This is a genomic window from Pseudomonas pudica (assembly GCF_015680405.1).
Classification (GTDB): domain Bacteria; phylum Pseudomonadota; class Gammaproteobacteria; order Pseudomonadales; family Pseudomonadaceae; genus Aquipseudomonas; species Aquipseudomonas pudica.
Genome location: NZ_JADLJS010000002.1, coordinates 154,715 through 172,968, shown reverse-complemented (window position 1 = coordinate 172,968; position 18,254 = coordinate 154,715). Strand labels below are relative to the sequence as shown.

The following is an 18,254-nucleotide window of genomic DNA, read 5'->3' as shown; positions in this document are numbered from 1 at the left end:
TCCGGCTGGGGGGGGCTGGGGACATCGTCCAAATGGGGTAGCGGGGAGTGGGATCAGCGCCGCCCCCGCGGCACTCGATCTCACAGGCGCTGGAAAACTCAAGGCAAGAAAATCCCAGGTACCAAAAATCCCAGGCACGCTTCAAGGCAACTCGAACAACCCCGCCGCCCCCATTCCACCCCCGATGCACATCGCCACCACCACATAGCGCACCCCTCGCCGGCGCCCTTCCAGCAACACATGCCCCACCATCCGCGCACCCGACATGCCAAACGGATGCCCGATGGCAATCGCCCCGCCGTTCACATTCAACCGCTCCGGCGGAATCTCCAGCGCATCCCGGCAATGCAGCACCTGGCAGGCAAACGCCTCGTTGATCTCCCACAGGCCGATATCCGCCACGCCCAGGCCAAAGCGCTTGAGCAGCCTCGGCACGGCCAGCACTGGCCCGATGCCCATTTCCTGCGGCGCGCACCCTGCCAGGGCGATGCCACGATAGATGCCCAAGGGCGTCAGACCACGCCTGCGCGCCTCGGCGCGGCTCATCAGCAGGCTGGCCGACGCACCATCGGAAAACTGCGAGGCATTGCCCGCCGTGACGAATTCGCCGTGGCTCACCCACCTGCCCTCCTTCCATACCGGCTTGAGCGCGGCCAGGTCCTCCAGGCGGGTGCCCGGGCGGTTGCACTCGTCACGCTCGACGCGCACCCGCTGATGCCCGGCGGGCTGGCCGTCCTGGTCGAACAGCAGCTTGTCGACCTCCAGCGGCACCAGTTCATCGTCAAACAACCCGTCACGCTGGGCAGCCGCTGTACGCAGCTGGCTCTGCAGTGAATACTCGTCCTGCGCCACGCGGCTGATGCCATAACGGCGCGAAACGATCTCGGCGGTTTCCAGCATCGGGATATAGGCGTCCGGCATCACTGCCTGCACCGCCTGGGACTGCGCCCGGTAGCTGTTCTTGTGCTTGGTCTGGGTCAGCGACAGCGACTCCACGCCCCCACCGACGGCAATGTTCAGTTCGCCAGTGACGATGCCCTTGGCGGCCATGCCGATGCTGATCAGGCCAGAGGCGCACATGCGGTCCACCGCCATGCCCGGCACACTGTGTGGCAGCCCGGCGGTATAGGCACACAGCCGGCCAATGTTGTAGGCCTGGGTGCCCTGCTGCACGGCGGCGCCCATGATCACATCGTCGATCGCCGCGGGCTCGACCCCGCTGCGCTCGACCACGGCACGCACCACGTGCCCGCCCAGCACAGGGGCCTCGGTGTCGTTGAACGACCCACGGAACGACTTGGCCAACGCGGTACGGGCGGTGGCAACGATGACGGCTTCATTCTGGTCCATGACGGCTCACTCGGTAACGGGGTTGAAGGTGTAACGGCTGATGGTGTCGATCACGCAACCAGGGCGGCTTTCGCCCTCGATCTCGACGCTGACCCGCACCACCAGCTGCACGTTGTCGGCCAGCTGCTCGGCGCGCAGGATCTGGCCACGGCCCCGCACTCGCGCACCGACGCGCACCGGCGCCGGGAAGCGCACCCGGTCGCTACCGTAGTTCACCCCCATGGCCAGGTTGTCGATGGTGAGCAGCTGCGGCAGGAACAGGTTGACCAGCGACAAAGTCAGGTAACCGTGGGCAATGCAGGCACCGAATGGACCTTGCGCGGCCCGTTCCGGGTCGACATGAATCCACTGGTGGTCACCCGTGGCTTCGGCAAACAGGTCGATGCGCGGCTGGTCGATGGTCAGCCATTCAGTGTGACCCAGGTCGATGCCCTCGGCGGCGAGCAAGGCCTGGGCGCTGTCGAATACATGGCTCATGGTGCGCTCCTCAGGCTTGCTGCGAACTGACCGACAACACTTCACCGACCATGTACGACGCGTAGTCGCTGGCCAGGAACATCATCACGTTGGCGACCTCCCAGACCTCGGCGGCACGGCCAAAGGCCTCGCGGCTGGCAAGGCTGGCCAGCAACGCTTCGCTGGAGGCCTTCTTGAGGAAGTCGTGCAAGGCAATCGACGGCGACACCGCGTTGATACGCACGCCATGCTCGGCCGCCTCCAGCGCGCTGCAGCGGGTCAGTGCCATTACCCCGGCTTTGGCCGCGGCATAGTGGGCCTGCTCCTTCTGTGCCCGCCAGCCCAGCACCGAGGCGTTGTTGACAATTGCTCCGGCGCCGCGTCGCTGCATGTGCGGCAGCATCGCCCGGGTCATGCGGAAGGTGCCGGTCAGGGTCACATCCAGCACCCGAGACCACTCCTGGTCGGTCATCTCGACCACGGCCTTCTGGCCGCCGAGCCCGGCGTTGTTGATCAGCACATCGACGCCGCCCAGCAAGCTCTCGGCGCGGTCGACCAAGGCCTGCACATCGGCCTCCACGGTGACATCGCACAGCTGGCCGTAAATGGCGTGCAGGCCGGTTTCCACCTTCAGGCGCTCCACCGCCTCTTCCAGGCGTCGTGGGTGCACATCGGAAATCATCAAGGCTCGGCAGCCTTCCTCGGCGCTGCGCCGGGCTGCCGAATAACCGATGCCCGCACCGGCGGCAGCAGTGATCAGCACCGACTTGCCAGCCAGCAGCTGGTGGCCGGGTACATAAGGGGGAACGTGTATCATTGGGGGTTTTCCTCGGTTCGATGGTCTGCAGGCGCTGAATCAGCTGCCCCAGACCCGTTGTGCAGCGGGTGCCTCGGCCAGGATCTGCGCCACGGCCGGGCCGATTTCCTCGACCTGCCAGCGCCCGCCCTTGTCCTGGGTGGTGCCGGTGCGCCAGCCATCGGCCAGCGAGATCCGCCCACCCTGGCTTTCGAACACCTGCCCGGTCACCTGGGCGGACTCGACACTGCCCAGCCACACCACCAGCGGCGCGACGTTCTCCGGCGCCCAGGCATCGAAACTGCCGTCCTCCGGCGCCTTGACCACATCGGGCATCGCGCTTTCGGTCATCGCCGTACGTGCGGCTGGTGCCAGGGCATTGGCCGTGACCCCGTAGCGCGCCAGCTCCGCCGCCTGCACCAGCGTCAGCGCGGCGATGCCGCCTTTGGCCGCGGCATAGTTGGACTGGCCGATCGAGCCCTGCAGCCCGGCCCCGGAGCTGGTGTTGATGATCCGCCCGGCCACCGGCGTGCCGGCCTTGGCCAGGTCGCGCCAACGGCGCCCGAGCAGGTTGGCCAGGCAGTAATGCCCCTTGAGATGCACGCGCATCACTACATCCCAGTCGTCCTCCTCCAGGCTGATGAACATGCGGTCGCGCAGTACCCCGGCGTTGTTGACCAGTACGTGTACCTCGCCGAACGCCGCAAGCGCCGCGTCGATGATGCGCTGGGCGCTGGCCAGGCTGGTGATGTCGTCGCTGTTGCCAATGGCCTGGCCACCGCTGGCACAAATCTCGTCGGCCACCGCCTGGGCAGCGTCGGCACGGATGTCGTTGACCACTACCTGCGCGCCCTGCGCGGCAAATGCCAGTGCATAGGCGCGGCCCAGTCCGCCGCCGGCACCGGTGATGATCACGGTGCGGCCTTCACATATCGCCATGTCAGAATCCTTTTGCTTGGAATGAAGAGCGCGGCTCAAAGGCGCTCGATGATCGTCACGTTGGCCTGGCCGCCGCCCTCGCACATGGTCTGCAAGCCATAGCGGCCACCGGTGCATTCCAGTTCGTTGAGCAACGTCGTGGTCAGCCGGGCGCCGGTCGCGCCAAGCGGGTGGCCGAGGGCGATGGCACCGCCATTGATGTTGGTGCGTGCCGGGTCGTAGTCGAGTTCCTTGGCCCAGGCCATCACCACCGAGGCGAACGCTTCGTTGATTTCCACCCGGTCGATATCGGCCATGCGAAGGCCGGTACGTTGCAAGGCCCGGCGGGTGGCGGCGATCGGCGCGGTGAGGTGCCAGATCGGGTCGTCGCCAAGCACCGTCAGGTGGTGGATGCGCGCCCGTGGGGTCAAGTCATAGCGCTTGAGCGCGGCCTCGGAAACCACCAGTAGCGCCGCCGAGGCGTCGCAGGTCTGGCTCGACACCGCTGCCGTGATGGACGGAAACCGCGGATCGACCGGCTGCAGCTCGGCCATTTTCGCCAGGCTGCTCTGGCGCGGCGTTTCATCTACGCTCAGCCCCCGATAGCCAACGATCTCGCGAGCGAAGCGCCCACTGGCAGCGGCCGCCAACGCCCGACGGTGGCTTTCCAGGGCGAACACCTCCATCTGCTCGCGGCTGATCTGCCAATGGTCGGCGATACGCTGGGCAGCATAGAACTGGTTGACCGGTTGCGTGCCGAAACGTGCACGCCAGCCCTCGCTGCCACTGAAAGGGTCGGCGAAGCCCAGCGGCTGCCCGGCGAGCATCGCCGACGAGATCGGAATGCGGGTCATGGTCTGCACGCCGCCGACGGCGACGACATCCTGGGTGCCGCTCATTACCGCCTGGGCGGCAAAGTGCAGTGCCTGCTGAGACGAACCGCACTGGCGGTCGACCGTGGTGCCCGGCACCGACAGCGGCAGGCCGGCGGCCAGCCAGCTGGTGCGGGCGATGTCGCCGGCCTGGGCACCGATGGTGTCGACACAGCCGAAGATCACGTCGTCGTAATCCTCGGCCGGGATGGCGTTGCGCGCCACAAGGGCCTTGAGCACATGCGCGCCCAGGTCGATGGCGTGCACCTCGGCCAGCGCGCCCTTGCGCTTGCCGGTAGGGCTGCGCAGTGCATCGACGATATATGCCTCTGCCATGTGCTACTCCTCGAAGGTATGCCCCGGCCCGAGCCGGGTGTTGTCGGCGAACAGGTAGGCGCCGACACGGGACTTGTGGAAACCGCGTTCGCCCCAGGACGCATCCAGCGCCCAGGCCCGCTTCATGAACATCTGCAGGTCGACTTCCCAGGTGTACCCCATTGCCCCATGTATCTGGATGCCCTGACGCGCCGCCAGCCAGCTAGCCTCGCAACACGCCAGGCGGGCCTGCGAGACCCACACCGAGGCGCTCGCCTCGCCTTGGGCCAGGCCATGGGCGGCGCGGTACAGCACCGGCTTGGCCTGCTCGATCTGGCGCGCCACGTCGGCCAGGTGGTGCTTGACCGCCTGGAAGCTGCCGATCGGCCGGCCGAACTGCTTGCGCTGGGCCACGTAGTCCACCGACAGGTCGAGCATGCGCTGGGCCAGGCCGAGCAACTGCCCCGCCACCGACAGCGCGCCGCGGTCGAGCATCTGCGCCTGCAGGCGCCGGCCTTGCTCGCCGGCGGCCAGCAGGGTTTGCGGCGTCGGGTTCCAGCTGACCTGGCCGAGGCGCCGCGAGGCATCGATACTCGCGTTGGCCTGCACATCCACCGCCGCACGCGGCACCAGGTGCAGGTCGTCGCCCGCCGGCAGGATCAGCACCTCGGCCAGCTGGGCATCGCTGACCAGCGGGTTGATGCCGTGGCTGATCGCCAGGCGCACGCTGCCCTCGGCAATGCGCGGCAGCAGCTCGGCCCGCGCCGGGTGGCCGGGGTCGAGGCTGGCCAGCAGGCCGGTGGCCACATAGGCAGTGTCAGCCAACGAGTCGGGGATGCCGTAGTAGCCCAGCTCCTGGGTCATCAGGGCCCAGGCCACGTCGTCCATGCCCAGCCCGCCCTCGGCTTCGGGCACCGACAATGCGGTCAGGCCCTGGGCGGCGATGCGGTTGCGCAGGTCCGGCGAGCGGCCGGCGTCGGTTTCCCAGATTTCGCGGAGCATCTCCGGGGCGGCCTCGGTCATCAGGAAACGGCTGATGGCCTCGCGGAACGACAGCTGGTCATCGGTAAAGGTGAAGTCCATGGCCTGGTCCTTACTTGGGCAGGCCGAGCATGCGCTCGGCGATGATGTTGCGCTGGATCTCGTTGGTACCGGCGTAGATCGGCCCGGCCTGGGCAAACAGGAAGCCTTCCAGCCAGCCAGCGGCGTCGCCCGCCGCCGGTGCACCGGCCAGCAGCTCGCCACGGGCACCCAGCAGGCGCATGGCGGTTTCGTGCATCTTCAGGTCAAGCTCCGACCAGATGATTTTGTTGATGCTCGACTCGGCACCGATATGCTCGCCGCGGGCCAGCCGCCCGACCGTGTGGTAGGCCGACAAGGCATAGGCTTCGGCGCCCATCCAGCAGTCGATCACCGCATCGCCCAGCGCCGGGTCGCGCCCGGCGCTTTCAGGGTGGGCCTTGAACAGCTCCACCAGCTTGCGCGCGGTGTACTGGAAGCGCGCCGGCGAGCGCAGCAACAGCCCGCGCTCGAAACCGGCGGTGGCCATCGCCACATGCCAGCCCTGGCCCTCGGCACCGATGCGGTTGGCCACCGGCACGCGTACCTCATCGAAGAACACTTCGGCGAAGGCATCCTTGCCGTTGAGCGCCTTGATCGGGCGAATGCTGACCCCGGGCGCGTCGAGCGGCACCATCAGGAACGACAGGCCATGATGGCGGCTGGAGCCGGGTTCGCTGCGGAACAGGCCAAACAGCCAGTCGGCGAAGATCGCCCGGGTCGACCAGGTTTTCTGGCCATTGAGCACGTAGTGGTCACCGTCGAGCAGCGCCTTACTGGTGATCGCCGCCATGTCGGAGCCGGCGTTGGGTTCCGACCAGCCCTGCGCCCACATGTCGACGCTGGCCGCCATGCGCGGCAGGAAGCGGCGCTTCTGTTCGGCTGTACCGAACTCCATCAGGGTCGGGCCGAGCAACAATTGGCCGTTCTGGTTGACCCGCATCGGCGCCCCGGCGCCGTAGTACTCTTCCTCGAAGATCAGCCATTCGATCAGGTCGCAGCCGCGCCCACCGAGCTCGGCGGGCCACATCACCATCGACCAGCGGCTCTCGAACAGCTTGGCTTCCCAGGCGCGGTGCTGCTCGAAGCCTTCCCGGGTGTCGTAGCTGGCCAGCGGCTCGCGGGGCAGGTTGTGGGCAAGCCATGCCCGCACTTCGGCGCGAAAGGCCTGCTGCTTGGGGGTATAGGTCAGTTGCATGGCGTTCCCTCAGAACTTGGCGTCGCGTTTTTCGACAAACGCCCGGCGGGTTTCCGCCGAGTCGGGGCTGGAGTAGGCCTGCAGGGTGAAGCCCTGCTCCCAGCGGTACTTGTCTTCCAGGTTGCCGTCCTCGATGCCGTTCAAGGCCTCCTTGGCGATGCGGATCATCCCCGGGCTCTTGGCGGCGATGCGTGCGGCAATCTCCAGCGCCGTTTCCCGCAGTTGCGCCCGGGGCACCACGCGCTCGATGAAGCCGTAGGCCTGGGCCTGGGTGGCGTCGATGCTGTCCCCGGTGAAGAACAGGTAACGCACCTTCTGCACCGGGAACAGTCGCTGCAGGTGGGCGCCGCCGCCCATGGCGCCACGGTCCACTTCCGGCAGGGCAAAGCGCGTGCAGTCGGCGGCCACGACGATGTCGGCGGCACCGGTGATGCCGATACCGCCGCCCAGCACGAAGCCGTGCACGGCGACGATCACCGGCACCGGGTTGCGGTGCACGGCCTTGAAGGTCTCGTAGTTGCCGGCGTTGACCTCGACGATGCGCTCGGGGTGGGCGTCCAGTTCCTTGATGTCGACGCCGGCACAGAAGCCGCGGCCCTCGGCGCGGATAACGATGACGCGCACCTCCGGGACGGCGCCCAGTGCCGTGATTTGCGCGGCCAGGGCGCGCCATTGCTGGCTGTCGAGGGCGTTGACCGGTGGTTTGTCGATGACCAGCTCGGCAATGCCCTGGTCGATCTGGGTGGTGAAGGCCGGGTTCATGAGCGTTCTCCGCTGTGGGCAAGTCTGTCGTTGGGGGTTGCCGAAGGTTCGGCCGGGCAGCGGGCGAGCAAGGTTTCCAGGCACTGGTTGGCCTCGGCGACGATGCCGTCGATGACCTCGCGGCAGCTCAGCAGCTCGCTGATCACCGCCGCCACCTGGCCGCTGGGCAGGATGCCGGCGTCCGGTTCGCCATCGACCATCGAGCGCTGCAGCAGCACCGGCTGGTTGGCGGCCATGACCACCTGCGACAGCGCCGCCGGGTCTTCGCGCAGGGCCCGGACGAACACCGTGCCCATGTGCGCCAGGCTCATGCCGGTCTGTTGCTTCCATTGCCAGGCACTCGCCAGGGCGATGCGCAGGCGACCGAACGGCCCGGCCTGCTCGAGGCGATTGATGAAGCGGTTCTCGATCATGCGGTGGCGCATGCCGTCCACCGCCGTGGTCACCCGCACCTGCTGCGGGTCGTCGACCTTGAGGTAGCGCGCCAGGGTGCTGGCCGGGGTCGGCGATTCGCGAGTCATGAGGAACCGCGTGCCCATGGCGATGCCACTGGCACCGGCGGCAAGTGCGGCGGCCAGGCCACGCCCGGTGGAATGCCCGCCCGCGGCGATCACCGGCACGCTTACCGCTGCCAGCACCTGCGGCAACAGGATCGAGCCCGGTACGCCACCGGTATGGCCACCACCCTCGCCCGCCTGCAAGGTGATCAGGTCGGCGCCGAGCTGCTGGGCCTTAAGCGCATGCTTGAGAGCGCCGACGGTGGGAATGCACAGCACCCCGGCCGCCTTGAAGCGGGCGATGGTCTGCGCATCCGGCCCGCGCCCGTAGCTGACGGCGCGCAGGCGATAACGGATGGCCAGGTCGACGCACTGCGCGGCGTTGTCCTGGAACATGTGGAAGTTGAGGCCGAAGTTGCTGCTGCCGGTGGCGTCGATCACCTTGCGGATCTCGCTCTCCAGCGCCTCGGCGGCAATCGTCGCGCCGGCCAGGAAGCCGAAGCCGCCGGCCTGGGTGGTGGCGATCACCAGGTTGGCATCGGAGACCCAGCCCATGGCCGTCTGCACCACCGGGTAACGGCAGCCCAGCGCCTCGGTCAGCGCGGTGTTCATCCAGCGGCTCACCGTTCGCCCCCTTCGGCGCGCAGCGCCTGCTTGTTGGCCTGGGCCATCCCTTTGGCATCAAAACCGCCGAGCTTGTCACCCGAAAGTAGCTCGTTGTGGGCATGGGCGAAATGGTGCCAGGCGAACGCAGCATCCATGGCCGTGCGCTTGCCTTGCAGGTCTTCAACGTGGTTGATCGCCTGCTTGGTCAGGGCCAGGCCCATGCGCGGCTGACGGGCGATGCTCGCCGCCAGGGCGTAGGTCACCTCCTGCAACTGGTCGCGCGGCACCACACGGTTGACCATGCCCATCTGGTAGGCACGGTCGGCGCTCATGCGCTCGCCACAGAACAGGAATTCCTTGGCGATGCGTGGGTTCAGCTCGTAGGGGTGGGCGAAGTACTCCACCCCCGGGATGCCCATGCGCACCACCGGGTCCTGGAAGAACGCATCGTCGCTGGCGACGATCAGGTCACACACCCATGCCAGCATCAGCCCACCGGCCACGCAGGCGCCATGGACCATGGCGATGGTCGGCTTGGGCAGCTCGCGCCAGCGTCGGCACATGCCCAGGTAGACTTCCTGCTCTCGGGCATACAGTTGCTCGCCACCGGGCTTGTTGGTGTGGTCCCACCACAGGTGCGCACGTTCGAACGGCTTGTTGATGTCGCGGCCGGGGGTGCCGATGTCGTGGCCTGCGGAAAAGTGCCGGCCCTCACCGCACAGCACGATGACCTTGACGCTGTCGTCGTCTACTGCCTGGCGCAAGGCCGCGTCCAGGGCGTAGGTCATCTGCGAGTTCTGCGCGTTGTTGAACGTCGGGCGATTGAGGGTGAGCGTGGCGATCCCGTCCGCCACGGCATACAGCACCGGGTCCTGGGTCTCGTACACGGCCACGTCCTCGCGGCTGACGAATTGGCTGTCGCTGCTGTGCATGTGCGAGTCCTCAGGCGGCGCGGATGCCAGGCGGGTTGCCTTTGATCGCGCTGGCACGCAGGCCATGGGGGTCGAGACGGCGGATCAGCGCCAGTTGCTCGGCATTCGGGTGCACGGTCTCGCGCAACTGCGCCGAGCGCAGCAACGGGAAGCCGGTCTTGTCCTGCACCTCATCGAAGCTCACGCCCGGGTGCAGGGTGCGCACCTGCACGGCGCGGCCTGGGCCGTCGAAGTCCAGGGTGCACAGGTCGGTGATGACATGGCGGATGTCCATCAGGTCGCGGCGTGCGCCCTCAGGCCAGCGCTCTGCCTTGAAACCGACGCCAGAGACCATGTCCACTTCGCCACTGACGAACACCCGGGTGCTGTGGTTGGGCACGAAGAACGAGTTCAGGTGGTTGATGCTGTTGCCCGGCAAGCCACGCACGCCGAGCATCGCGGTGCGCGGCTTGTGGTAGTCGCCGACGCAGGACAGGTTGGTCTGGCCCCAACGGTCGACCTGGGTCGGCCCGATCATGGCGTGGCGGCGGCCGCCCCAGACGCATTCGAATACCCGCTCGAACGACAGGTAGCCGCTGTAGCGTGGCGCCTGCTCGCCACGCGGGCCCAGTGGGATAGGCTCCTCGACCAGGAACGCCTCGCTGTCGGTCATCAGCAGCTCAGGGCTGTGGGTGAGCTTGGCTAGGCTGGCGCCCAAGCGCGGAATCACGCCCAGGCCCGAGGCAATGATCTCGCCATTGCCGCGCCAGGCTTCGGCGGCGGCGACGATCAGCAGTTCGGCAAGGGTGAATTCTTGGGTGGCTGTCATACAGGGAATCCTCAGAACACGGGAAGGGGCAAGGCGCCCATGCGCGCGGCGCCGCCGTTGTACGCCTGGTAGGCCTGTTCGCCGCCGGCCACGCAGGCCTCGACATAGCGTTGCCAGCCGCCCTCTTCCTGGGCGCTGGCGACATAGCCCTTGAGGTGCTCCAGGTCCCAGCCGTAGTCCGACGGGCAAGAGGTCGGGTGGGCACCGAGCGGAGCATGCACCACGCCGGTCACCAGGTAACGCTCGAAGGTGTTGCCGCGGGCCTGCTCGGCGTCGAGTTGCAGGCGCTCTTCCAGGCGCTCGCAAGAGACGAAACACTGCTTGGAGGCGCGGGCGAACAGGTGGTCGAAGTACGGATCAGGGCCGGTGACCAGGCAATTGCCCAGGCGGTCGGCGACGTTCACATGCAGAAACGCCACGTCCAGCTCCAGCGCCGGCATGGCCAGCAGCACCTCACCGTCGTCATAGGGCGAGCGCACGGTCTTCAGCGACGGGTTGAGCCGCGTCACATCGGTGCCCAGGCCACAACGGGTGGGCAGGAACGGCAGGCGCATGCCCGCCGCGCGCAGGCCCCACTGGAACATGCCCTCGTCCAGTTCCATCAGCTCCAGCTCGCCCGCCTCACGGGCCTTGCGGTAGTAGGGTTCAAGCGGGATAGCATCGAGGGTGACAAAGCCGAACACCAGCTTGCGCACCTTGCCGGCCGCACACAGCATGCCGACCTCCGGGCCGCCGTAGGCGACCACGGTCAGGTCCTTGACCGGCGAGCGGAGGATTTCCCGGACGATGGCCATCGGCTTGCGCCGCGGGCCCCAGCCACCAAAACCGATGGTCATGCCGTCGCGCAACTGGGCGACGGCATCGGCACTGGTCATTTGCTTGTTCATGCTCAACTGCTCCTTACTGGCGGCCGACCGAGAAGTCGTGGCCCCAGATACTCACGCGGGTGAACTCGAAGGCCAAGTGCTCGGCCCAGTCGACCTGCAGCCCGCCATAGCCGTACTCCAGGTCGAAGCCGGACGGTGTCTTCATGTAGAAACTGGTCATGCGGTCGTTCAGGTGCTGGCCGAGCGTTGCCGACAGCTGCCCGCCGTGGGCCTGCAGGCGGTCATGGGCGCGGCCGACCTCGGTCATCGAGTCCACCTCGACCATCACGTGGACGCAGCCGGACGGCACCGGGTACTCGGCCAGTGCCAGGCTGTGGTGGCGGGCATTGGCGCAGTGCAGGAAGTGGATACGCACCGGCGGCGCCGACGGGTCTGGGCGGAAGTTGAAGATGTCCGACAGGCCGAAGCCGAGCACGTCCTTGGCAAAAGCCAGGGTTGCATCGAAGTCCGGCGCCGGCAGCACGGTGTGGCCAAGGCCCATGTCACCGGTGACGAAACGCGGTACCCCTTGTGGCGAGATGAACGGCTGGCAGTCTGAGCGGTGGCCCCAGCTCAGCTCGTGCTGGTTGCCGGACGGGTCGCTGATGGTGACCAGCGCCTGCACGCCGCGCTGCTCGACTGCAGCACGGCTGCCGACCTGCCAGGACACGCCGCAGCGTTCCAGGTGCTGCAGGGCCTGGTCGAAGGCCAGCTCGCCGGGCAGTTCCCAACCACTGGCCAGGTAGCGCGGCGAATCGCCCTCGACCACCAGCATGCGGTAGGGCCGCTCGTCCATCTTCACGTACAGGCCGCCGCCGGGGGCTGCCTGCACCTGCATGCCGAGCACCTCTTCGGCATAGCGTTGCCACTGGCCAAGGTTTTCGATCTGCGCGACGAAGTAGCTCAAACCACGTATGTCGATCATGCCCATGTTCCTCCAGGCTCGATGGGTTGCCTGGCGAACATTGTGCAAAGCGCCCACGCCTTGCTCATCGTCCGTTGAGACTAAGCGCAATGCGTGGCGCAGCGGGCCCGCAGTGGGCTGAGCCTAGTCCGTTTCAATGATTCGCAGTGCGTGGCCCAGCCCTAGATTCGCGGTGTTGTCTCCCTGAACCCCGGGGCTGCGCTGCAGCCCCACCAGCCTAGAGATGCCCCCTATGGAGTTCGCTTTCACCGAGGAACAGTTGCTGATTCGCGACAGCGCCGAACGTTTCCTCGCCCAGGCCAGCGATTCACACGCGGTACGCGCGGGCATGAGCCGTGCTGCCGATTACGACCCCGAACTGTGGCGGCAGATTGGCCAGGAACTGTACTGGCCAGCGCTGCTGGTGCCCGAGGCCTACGGTGGCATGGGCCTGGGCTTCGTCGAACTGGCCGTGCTGCTGGAGCAATGCGGGCGCTTTCTGCTCGGCTCGCCACTGTTCACCACGACTTGCCTGGCCACCCCGGCCCTGCTGCTGGCCGACAACCCCGCGTTGCAAGCCCGCTGGCTGCCGGCCATCGCCAGCGGCCAGTTGCACGCCACCCTGGCCTGCCCACTGGAGGCCGCGCAGCTGCAGGCTGAAGTGCGCCCCGATGGCGACGGCTACCGCCTCGATGGCTGCCACACCCAGGTCGTCGATGGCGCCCAGGCCGACTTGCTGCTGATCGCCGCCCGCCGCCCGGGCAGTGCGGGTGAACACGGAATCAGCGTGTTCGCCGTACCGACCGACACGCCTGGCATGGTACGTACAACGTTACATACCCTCGACCAGACCCGCCGGCTGGCACGCATCGAGTTGCAACAGGTTCCTGTCAGCGAGGCCCAGCGAGTAAGCGCCATCGACCAGGCCTGGCCCTTGCTGCAGGCCACTCAGCGTATCGCCGCCATTGGCCTGGCCGCCGAACAGCTCGGCGGTGCCCAGCAGGCGCTGGACCTGACCCTGGCCTACACCGCGGAACGTCACCAGTTCGGCCGCTCGGTGGCCAGCTTCCAGGCCATCAAGCACCGCTGCGCCGACATGATGCTGCACATCGAGTGCACCCGTTCGGCGGTGTGGTACGCCGCCTGCGTAGCCCGGGAATATCTGGCCGAAGATGGTGACCCGATGGTGCGCGGCGAACTGCTCGCCGCCGCAGCCACCGCCAAGGCCCATGCCAGCGAGACGTTCTTCCACTGTGCGGCCGAGTCCATCCAGTTGCACGGCGGGGTCGGTTTCACCTGGGAATACGACCCGCACCTGTACTTCAAACGCGCCAGGGCCAGCGAACAGCTGCTGGGCAACCCGGCCTGGCACCGTGAATGCCTGGCCACCGAACTGCTGGGAGCATGCGCATGAAGATCGGTTTCAGCAAATCAGACGAAGCATTCCGCCAGGAGGTCGCCGGCTGGTTGGCGGCGCACCTGCAGGGTGAATTTGCGCAACTGCGCTTTCGTGGTGGCCCTGGCGACGAACACAGCTTCCCTGCCGAGCGCAAAGCCTGGGAGCGGGAACTGGCGAGCGGTGGCTGGGTCGGGGTGGGCTGGCGAGCGGAAGACGGTGGGCGTGGCCTGAGCATCAGCCAGCAGGTGATCTTCCACGAGGAATATGCCCGCGCCGGCGGCCCCGGGCGCATGGGCCATATTGGCGAAGGGCTGGTCGGCCCTACCCTCGCCGCGTTCGGCACGCCCGAGCAACGCCAGCGCCTGCTGCCGGGCATTCTTCAGGGCCAAGCGTTCTGGTGCCAGGGCTATTCCGAGCCTGGCGCGGGCTCGGACCTGGCCAACGTCCAGACCCGCGCCCGCCTCGACGCCAGCGGCGAGCGCTGGCTGATCAGCGGGCAGAAGATCTGGACCTCGCTGGCCCATGAGGCCGACTGGTGCTTCGTGCTGGCTCGGACCGAGCCGGGCAGCGTCGGCCACCAGGGCCTGTCGTTCCTGTTGGTGCCCATGGATCAGGCGAACATCCGCGTGCAGCCGATCCAGCAGCTGACCGGCACCAGCGAGTTCAACGAGGTGTTCTTCGACCAGGCCGAAACTGCGGCAAACAACCTGGTCGGGCAGCCCGGTGAAGGCTGGAAGATCGCCATGGCCCTGCTGGGCTTCGAACGTGGCGTGTCGACCCTGGGCCAGCAGATGCAGTTCCATAACGAACTCGAGGAGGTGTTGCGCATCGCCCGCGCCAATGGCGCCGCCCGCGACCCGCTGCTGCGCCAGCGCCTGGCACGAGCCTGGTCGGGGCTCAAGGTGCTGCGTTACAACTCGCTGCGCATGCTCTCCGGGCCGCAGGACGGCAGCCTGGCGCGTGAAGCGATGATCTACAAGCTGGCCTGGTCGAACTGGCATGTCGAACTGGGCAAGCTGGCCATGGATGTGCTGGGGGATGCGGCCGAAGTGCTGGACAGCGCGCCTTACGGGTTGAGCCGGTTGCAATCGCTGTTCCTGTTTACCCGGGCTGACACGATCTATGGCGGCAGCAACGAGATCCAGCGCAATGTGATTGCCGAACGGGCACTGGGCATGCCGCGCGAGGTGAAGGGGCGCTGAAACCCTGGGGCCGCCTCGCGGCCCATCGCCGGCAAGCCAACTCCCACAGACACCGCACAGTATTCAAGACCTGTGGCGTTCCTGTGGCAGCCGGCTTGCCGGCGATGGGCTGCACAGCAGCCCCTTTGCAGTTAGCGAACGCGAATCTTCGGGTCCCCTGCCCCCCGCCGCATGGCCTGCAGAAAACCCTCCAGCGGCGCCGGCTCGGCAATCTGCGGGAGGGCATCCTTGTCGGGCCGCTGGGCCCAGAACGCATCCCACGACGGGAACAGCTCGTGGAAACTCCCGGCATATGGCTCGCGCCCCGGCCAGCGCATCTTCAAGCCACCTATCGGCGGCTTGTTCAGGTCAGTGGCGTACCAATAGCACGGCAACCGCCGGCGGAAGCACCAGCGCCCATCGATGCGCTCGTAATCGTCCCAGTACAGCATCTGCATGATCACCCACTCCGGCCCGGTCTCATGCTCGTTCTTCGAATAAACAACGCCCGTGGCGTGGTCGGCATCGCTGAATTCGATGATGTGCTGGCCCAGGTGGTGCGAGGTGCCGTGGAACTGCTTGCGCATGGTTTCGTCTAGCCAGGCCTTGAGGTGCGCACGGCCGAACTTGTCGCGGCCGACCCTCACGTCCTCGGCAAAACAATTGGCCATGGCGTCCATGTCGCGCATGTCCAAAGCCAGCGCGTACTTGCCTGCCAGTTGGCGGATCGCGTCCAGCGACTCCAGGCGGTCGATGCGCTGCAGCAGCGCGGTGCTTTCAAGGGCCGTCATTCCAGCACCGTGTACAGGTCCGAGCCGCGCCCGCCGTCCACCGCCAGGCTCGCCCCGGTCACGTACGAGGCCTCATCGCTGGCCAGGAACAGGATGGCATTGGCCAGTTCCTGCGGCAGGCCGACCCGGCGCATCGGGATGACCTTTTCGGTATTGGCCCGCGCCCTGGCGTCGCCAAGCATGCCCGCGGTCGCCGGGGTGTCCACCACCCCGGGGATAATCACGTTGCAGCGGATATTGTCCACCGCGCCTTCACTGGCCGCGGCCCGGCTGAAGTTGATCACCGCCGCCTTGGCGGCAGAGTAACCGGCCATCCAGGCGGTGCCGAAGAGGCCGCAGATCGAGGCGATGTTGACGATCGAGCCGCCCTTGCCCTTCATCAGCTGCATCGCTGTGCGCGTGCCCCAGAAGGTGCCATCCACGGTGGTGGCGAAGTTAGCATGCCAGTCGGCGGTGCTCATGCCGGCGATGCCGCCCCAGGTGTAAGCCATGGCGTTGTTGACCAGGATGTCGAGGCCACCGTGGCGCTGCGCGGTGGCTTGCAGTGCGGCAACATAGGCCTTTTCGTCACTGACGTCGGCCACCGCCACCTCGGCGCAGCCGCCGCGGGCGAGGATCTGCTCGCGCACCCCTTCCAGCGGCTCGCGGCGGCGCCCACACAGCACCACCAGGGCGCCTTCTTCGGCAAATCGCAGTGCGGTCGCCTCGCCTATGCCGGAGCCGGCCCCGGTGACAAAGGCGATCTTGCCTTGCAGACGTTTGCTCATCAGTCGCTCTCCTGTCAGATAAAGGCCATGCCGCCGTTGACGGCAATGTTCTGCCCGGTGATGAAGCTGGCATCATCACTGGCCAGGAACACCGCCACCCGGGCGATCTCGTCGGTTTCGCACATGCGCCCCAGCGGCACGTTCTTCAGCAGCGCCTGCATGTGATCATCAGGAATGCCAGCCATCATCGGCGTGTTGGTCGGGCCCGGTACCAGGGTATTGACGCGGATGCCCTGCGCCGCCAGTTCACGGGCGATCGAGCGGGTCAGGCCCATCACTGCGGCCTTCGAGGCGCAGTAGTGGCTCGGCCCTTCGCCGGTCAGCGCGGCGGTGCTCGACAGGTTGATCAGCACCCCCTGGCGCTTGCCCTTGAGCATGAGCCGGGCGCCTTCACGGCAGCACAGGAAGGTGCCGCCCAGGTTGACCCCGATCACCCGTGCCCAGCTGTCGTCCGGCGTGTCGAGGAAGGCATCGAGGGCGCCGACGCCAGCGTTGTTGACGACGATGTCCAGCCCACCGAAATGCGCTTCGACCTGGCCCATGGCATCGGCCACCGACGCGGCATCGGCGACGTTGCAGCCCAGCGCCAGGACCTGTTCGCCCAGGTCGGCAAGGCTGGCGGCAAGCGCAGCCTGGTTGAGGTCGACCGCCACCACCTTGGCCCCTTCGGTGACGAAGCGGCGCACGATGGCCTGGCCCATGCCCTGCCCGGCACCGGTGACGAAGGCCACCTTGTTCTGCAGTTTCATAGCGTTCTCCTTGGTTGACGCTTTTTGGTTTTCACCATCATTGGGCGCCAGCCGGTGCCGAACATCGTCCGATAGGACTAGCGCCATGCGCACCTCTTGGTCCGGATGGACGATGCCGGCACGCCCCGGGCGGGACAGGATCGACCCTCCCCCATCCGCGAACTGGAGAACCGGCATGAACCAACCCGTCGACCTGCCCTTGCCCACCGGCCATTACGCCACCCTGCCCAACGGCCTGCGCCTGCATTACCTGGACGAAGGCCAAGGCCCGGTGGTGCTGTGGCTGCACGGTAGCGGCCCGGGTGCCAGCGGTTTCAGCAACTTCAAGGGCAACTACCCGCAACTGGTAACGGCCGGCTATCGCAACATCCTGCTCGACCTTCCAGGCTTCGGCCGCTCGGACAAACCTGAAGATGTGCTTTACGAGCTGGATTTCTTTGTCGATTGCGTGGCCGCCTTGCTCGACCAGCTCGGCATCAGCAGCTGCACTCTGCTCGGTAACTCCCTGGGCGGCGCCATCGCCCTGGGCCTGGCCCTGCGCCGGCCACAGCTGGTGGAACGCCTGATCCTGCTGGCACCCGGTGGCGTCGAAGAGCGCGAAACCTACTTCCAGATGCCGGGCATCCAGCGCATGGTCGGGCTGTTCAATGCCGGCCCGATTGGCCTCGAGGAAATGCGCAGCATGATGCGCCTGCAGCTGTTCGATGACTCGATCCTGCCGGAAGAGCTGCTGCTGGAGCGGGTGGCTGTGGCGGTGACCCAGCCGAAGAACCTGTTCAGCACAATGTTGGTGCCGAACATGCGTGCGCGCCTGGGGGAGATCGAGTGCCCGATCCTCGGGTTCTGGGGCAGCAACGACAACTTCAACCCGGTCAGTGGCGCCCGGTACATCATCGATGGCGCACGCCAGGCACGGTTCATCGTGCTCAACCGTTGCGGGCACTGGGTACAGGTGGAACACCGCGAGCTATTCAACCGCAGCTGCCTGGAGTTCCTGCAGCACGGCTGACAAGGACAGGATTACGTTG

19 protein-coding genes are annotated in these 18,254 nt (G+C 66.9%); 3 read left to right on the top strand and 16 right to left on the bottom strand.

What is annotated here, in order from left to right:
- Positions 1 to 141: 141 nt before the first annotated feature.
- The 13 genes from IRZ77_RS02400 to IRZ77_RS02340 are packed head-to-tail and all read right to left on the bottom strand — an operon-like array spanning position 142 to position 12,360.
- Complete coding sequence (locus IRZ77_RS02400) at positions 142 to 1,350, bottom strand: acetyl-CoA C-acyltransferase (RefSeq protein WP_153670888.1); 1,209 nt, start codon at positions 1,348 to 1,350, stop codon at positions 142 to 144.
- A 6-nt stretch (positions 1,351 to 1,356) separates the two neighbouring features.
- Positions 1,357 to 1,827 (bottom strand): MaoC family dehydratase, encoded by a 471-nt coding sequence (locus IRZ77_RS02395; protein WP_108481174.1) that lies wholly within the window; start codon positions 1,825 to 1,827, stop codon positions 1,357 to 1,359.
- Between the two features lie 10 nt (positions 1,828 to 1,837).
- Positions 1,838 to 2,623: an SDR family oxidoreductase gene (locus IRZ77_RS02390; protein WP_108481175.1), complete on the bottom strand. Its 786-nt coding sequence runs from the start codon at positions 2,621 to 2,623 to the stop codon at positions 1,838 to 1,840.
- Between the two features lie 39 nt (positions 2,624 to 2,662).
- Positions 2,663 to 3,541, bottom strand: coding sequence for an SDR family oxidoreductase (locus tag IRZ77_RS02385; protein ID WP_108481176.1), 879 nt, complete (start codon positions 3,539 to 3,541; stop codon positions 2,663 to 2,665).
- 35 nt (positions 3,542 to 3,576) lie between these two features.
- A complete protein-coding gene (locus IRZ77_RS02380; protein ID WP_108481177.1) occupies positions 3,577 to 4,728 on the bottom strand; it encodes an acetyl-CoA C-acetyltransferase in 1,152 nt (383 codons plus the stop codon).
- Between the two features lie 3 nt (positions 4,729 to 4,731).
- Complete coding sequence (locus tag IRZ77_RS02375) at positions 4,732 to 5,790, bottom strand: acyl-CoA dehydrogenase family protein (protein WP_196172802.1); 1,059 nt, start codon at positions 5,788 to 5,790, stop codon at positions 4,732 to 4,734.
- A 10-nt stretch (positions 5,791 to 5,800) separates the two neighbouring features.
- Positions 5,801 to 6,964 (bottom strand): acyl-CoA dehydrogenase family protein, encoded by a 1,164-nt coding sequence (locus IRZ77_RS02370; RefSeq protein ID WP_108481179.1) that lies wholly within the window; start codon positions 6,962 to 6,964, stop codon positions 5,801 to 5,803.
- A gap of 9 nt (positions 6,965 to 6,973) precedes the next feature.
- The gene (locus tag IRZ77_RS02365) at positions 6,974 to 7,726 is read right to left on the bottom strand and encodes an enoyl-CoA hydratase family protein (protein WP_108481180.1); all 753 of its coding nucleotides are present in this window, start codon (positions 7,724 to 7,726) and stop codon (positions 6,974 to 6,976) included.
- Complete coding sequence (locus tag IRZ77_RS02360; protein ID WP_258229938.1) at positions 7,723 to 8,847, bottom strand: NAD(P)H-dependent flavin oxidoreductase; 1,125 nt, start codon at positions 8,845 to 8,847, stop codon at positions 7,723 to 7,725. The genes IRZ77_RS02365 and IRZ77_RS02360 overlap by 4 nt, the downstream gene beginning before the upstream one ends.
- Positions 8,844 to 9,761 carry an enoyl-CoA hydratase gene (locus IRZ77_RS02355; protein WP_108481182.1) on the bottom strand — a complete coding sequence of 306 codons (918 nt, stop codon included), beginning with the start codon at positions 9,759 to 9,761 and terminating at the stop codon, positions 8,844 to 8,846. The genes IRZ77_RS02360 and IRZ77_RS02355 overlap by 4 nt, the downstream gene beginning before the upstream one ends.
- Before the next feature lie 10 nt (positions 9,762 to 9,771).
- A complete protein-coding gene (locus tag IRZ77_RS02350) occupies positions 9,772 to 10,569 on the bottom strand; it encodes a CoA-transferase subunit beta (protein ID WP_108481183.1) in 798 nt (265 codons plus the stop codon).
- An 11-nt stretch (positions 10,570 to 10,580) separates the two neighbouring features.
- Positions 10,581 to 11,456: a CoA transferase subunit A gene (locus tag IRZ77_RS02345; RefSeq protein WP_108481184.1), complete on the bottom strand. Its 876-nt coding sequence runs from the start codon at positions 11,454 to 11,456 to the stop codon at positions 10,581 to 10,583.
- A 13-nt stretch (positions 11,457 to 11,469) separates the two neighbouring features.
- Positions 11,470 to 12,360 carry a VOC family protein gene (locus IRZ77_RS02340; protein ID WP_196172800.1) on the bottom strand — a complete coding sequence of 297 codons (891 nt, stop codon included), beginning with the start codon at positions 12,358 to 12,360 and terminating at the stop codon, positions 11,470 to 11,472.
- Between the two features lie 232 nt (positions 12,361 to 12,592).
- On the opposite strand from IRZ77_RS02340, the gene IRZ77_RS02335 reads away from it, so the two are divergent.
- Together IRZ77_RS02335 and IRZ77_RS02330 are read left to right on the top strand one after the other, a co-directional pair.
- The gene (locus IRZ77_RS02335; RefSeq protein WP_196172798.1) at positions 12,593 to 13,753 is read left to right on the top strand and encodes an acyl-CoA dehydrogenase family protein; all 1,161 of its coding nucleotides are present in this window, start codon (positions 12,593 to 12,595) and stop codon (positions 13,751 to 13,753) included.
- Positions 13,750 to 14,940 (top strand): acyl-CoA dehydrogenase family protein, encoded by a 1,191-nt coding sequence (locus tag IRZ77_RS02330; protein ID WP_108481206.1) that lies wholly within the window; start codon positions 13,750 to 13,752, stop codon positions 14,938 to 14,940. The genes IRZ77_RS02335 and IRZ77_RS02330 overlap by 4 nt, the downstream gene beginning before the upstream one ends.
- 131 nt (positions 14,941 to 15,071) lie before the next feature.
- Here IRZ77_RS02330 and IRZ77_RS02325 read toward each other — a convergent pair whose 3' ends face one another.
- From IRZ77_RS02325 to IRZ77_RS02315, 3 genes are read right to left on the bottom strand one after another with little or no spacing between them, the layout of a single operon-like run.
- Positions 15,072 to 15,710, bottom strand: a complete 639-nt coding sequence (locus tag IRZ77_RS02325; protein WP_108481186.1) for a nuclear transport factor 2 family protein — start codon at positions 15,708 to 15,710, stop codon at positions 15,072 to 15,074.
- The gene (locus tag IRZ77_RS02320; protein WP_108481187.1) at positions 15,707 to 16,477 is read right to left on the bottom strand and encodes an SDR family NAD(P)-dependent oxidoreductase; all 771 of its coding nucleotides are present in this window, start codon (positions 16,475 to 16,477) and stop codon (positions 15,707 to 15,709) included. The genes IRZ77_RS02325 and IRZ77_RS02320 overlap by 4 nt, the downstream gene beginning before the upstream one ends.
- A 14-nt stretch (positions 16,478 to 16,491) precedes the next feature.
- Positions 16,492 to 17,226 carry an SDR family NAD(P)-dependent oxidoreductase gene (locus IRZ77_RS02315; RefSeq protein WP_108481188.1) on the bottom strand — a complete coding sequence of 245 codons (735 nt, stop codon included), beginning with the start codon at positions 17,224 to 17,226 and terminating at the stop codon, positions 16,492 to 16,494.
- Positions 17,227 to 17,401: 175 nt separating this feature from the next.
- On the opposite strand from IRZ77_RS02315, the gene IRZ77_RS02310 reads away from it, so the two are divergent.
- Positions 17,402 to 18,235: an alpha/beta fold hydrolase gene (locus IRZ77_RS02310; protein ID WP_108481189.1), complete on the top strand. Its 834-nt coding sequence runs from the start codon at positions 17,402 to 17,404 to the stop codon at positions 18,233 to 18,235.
- Positions 18,236 to 18,254: the final 19 nt, after the last annotated feature.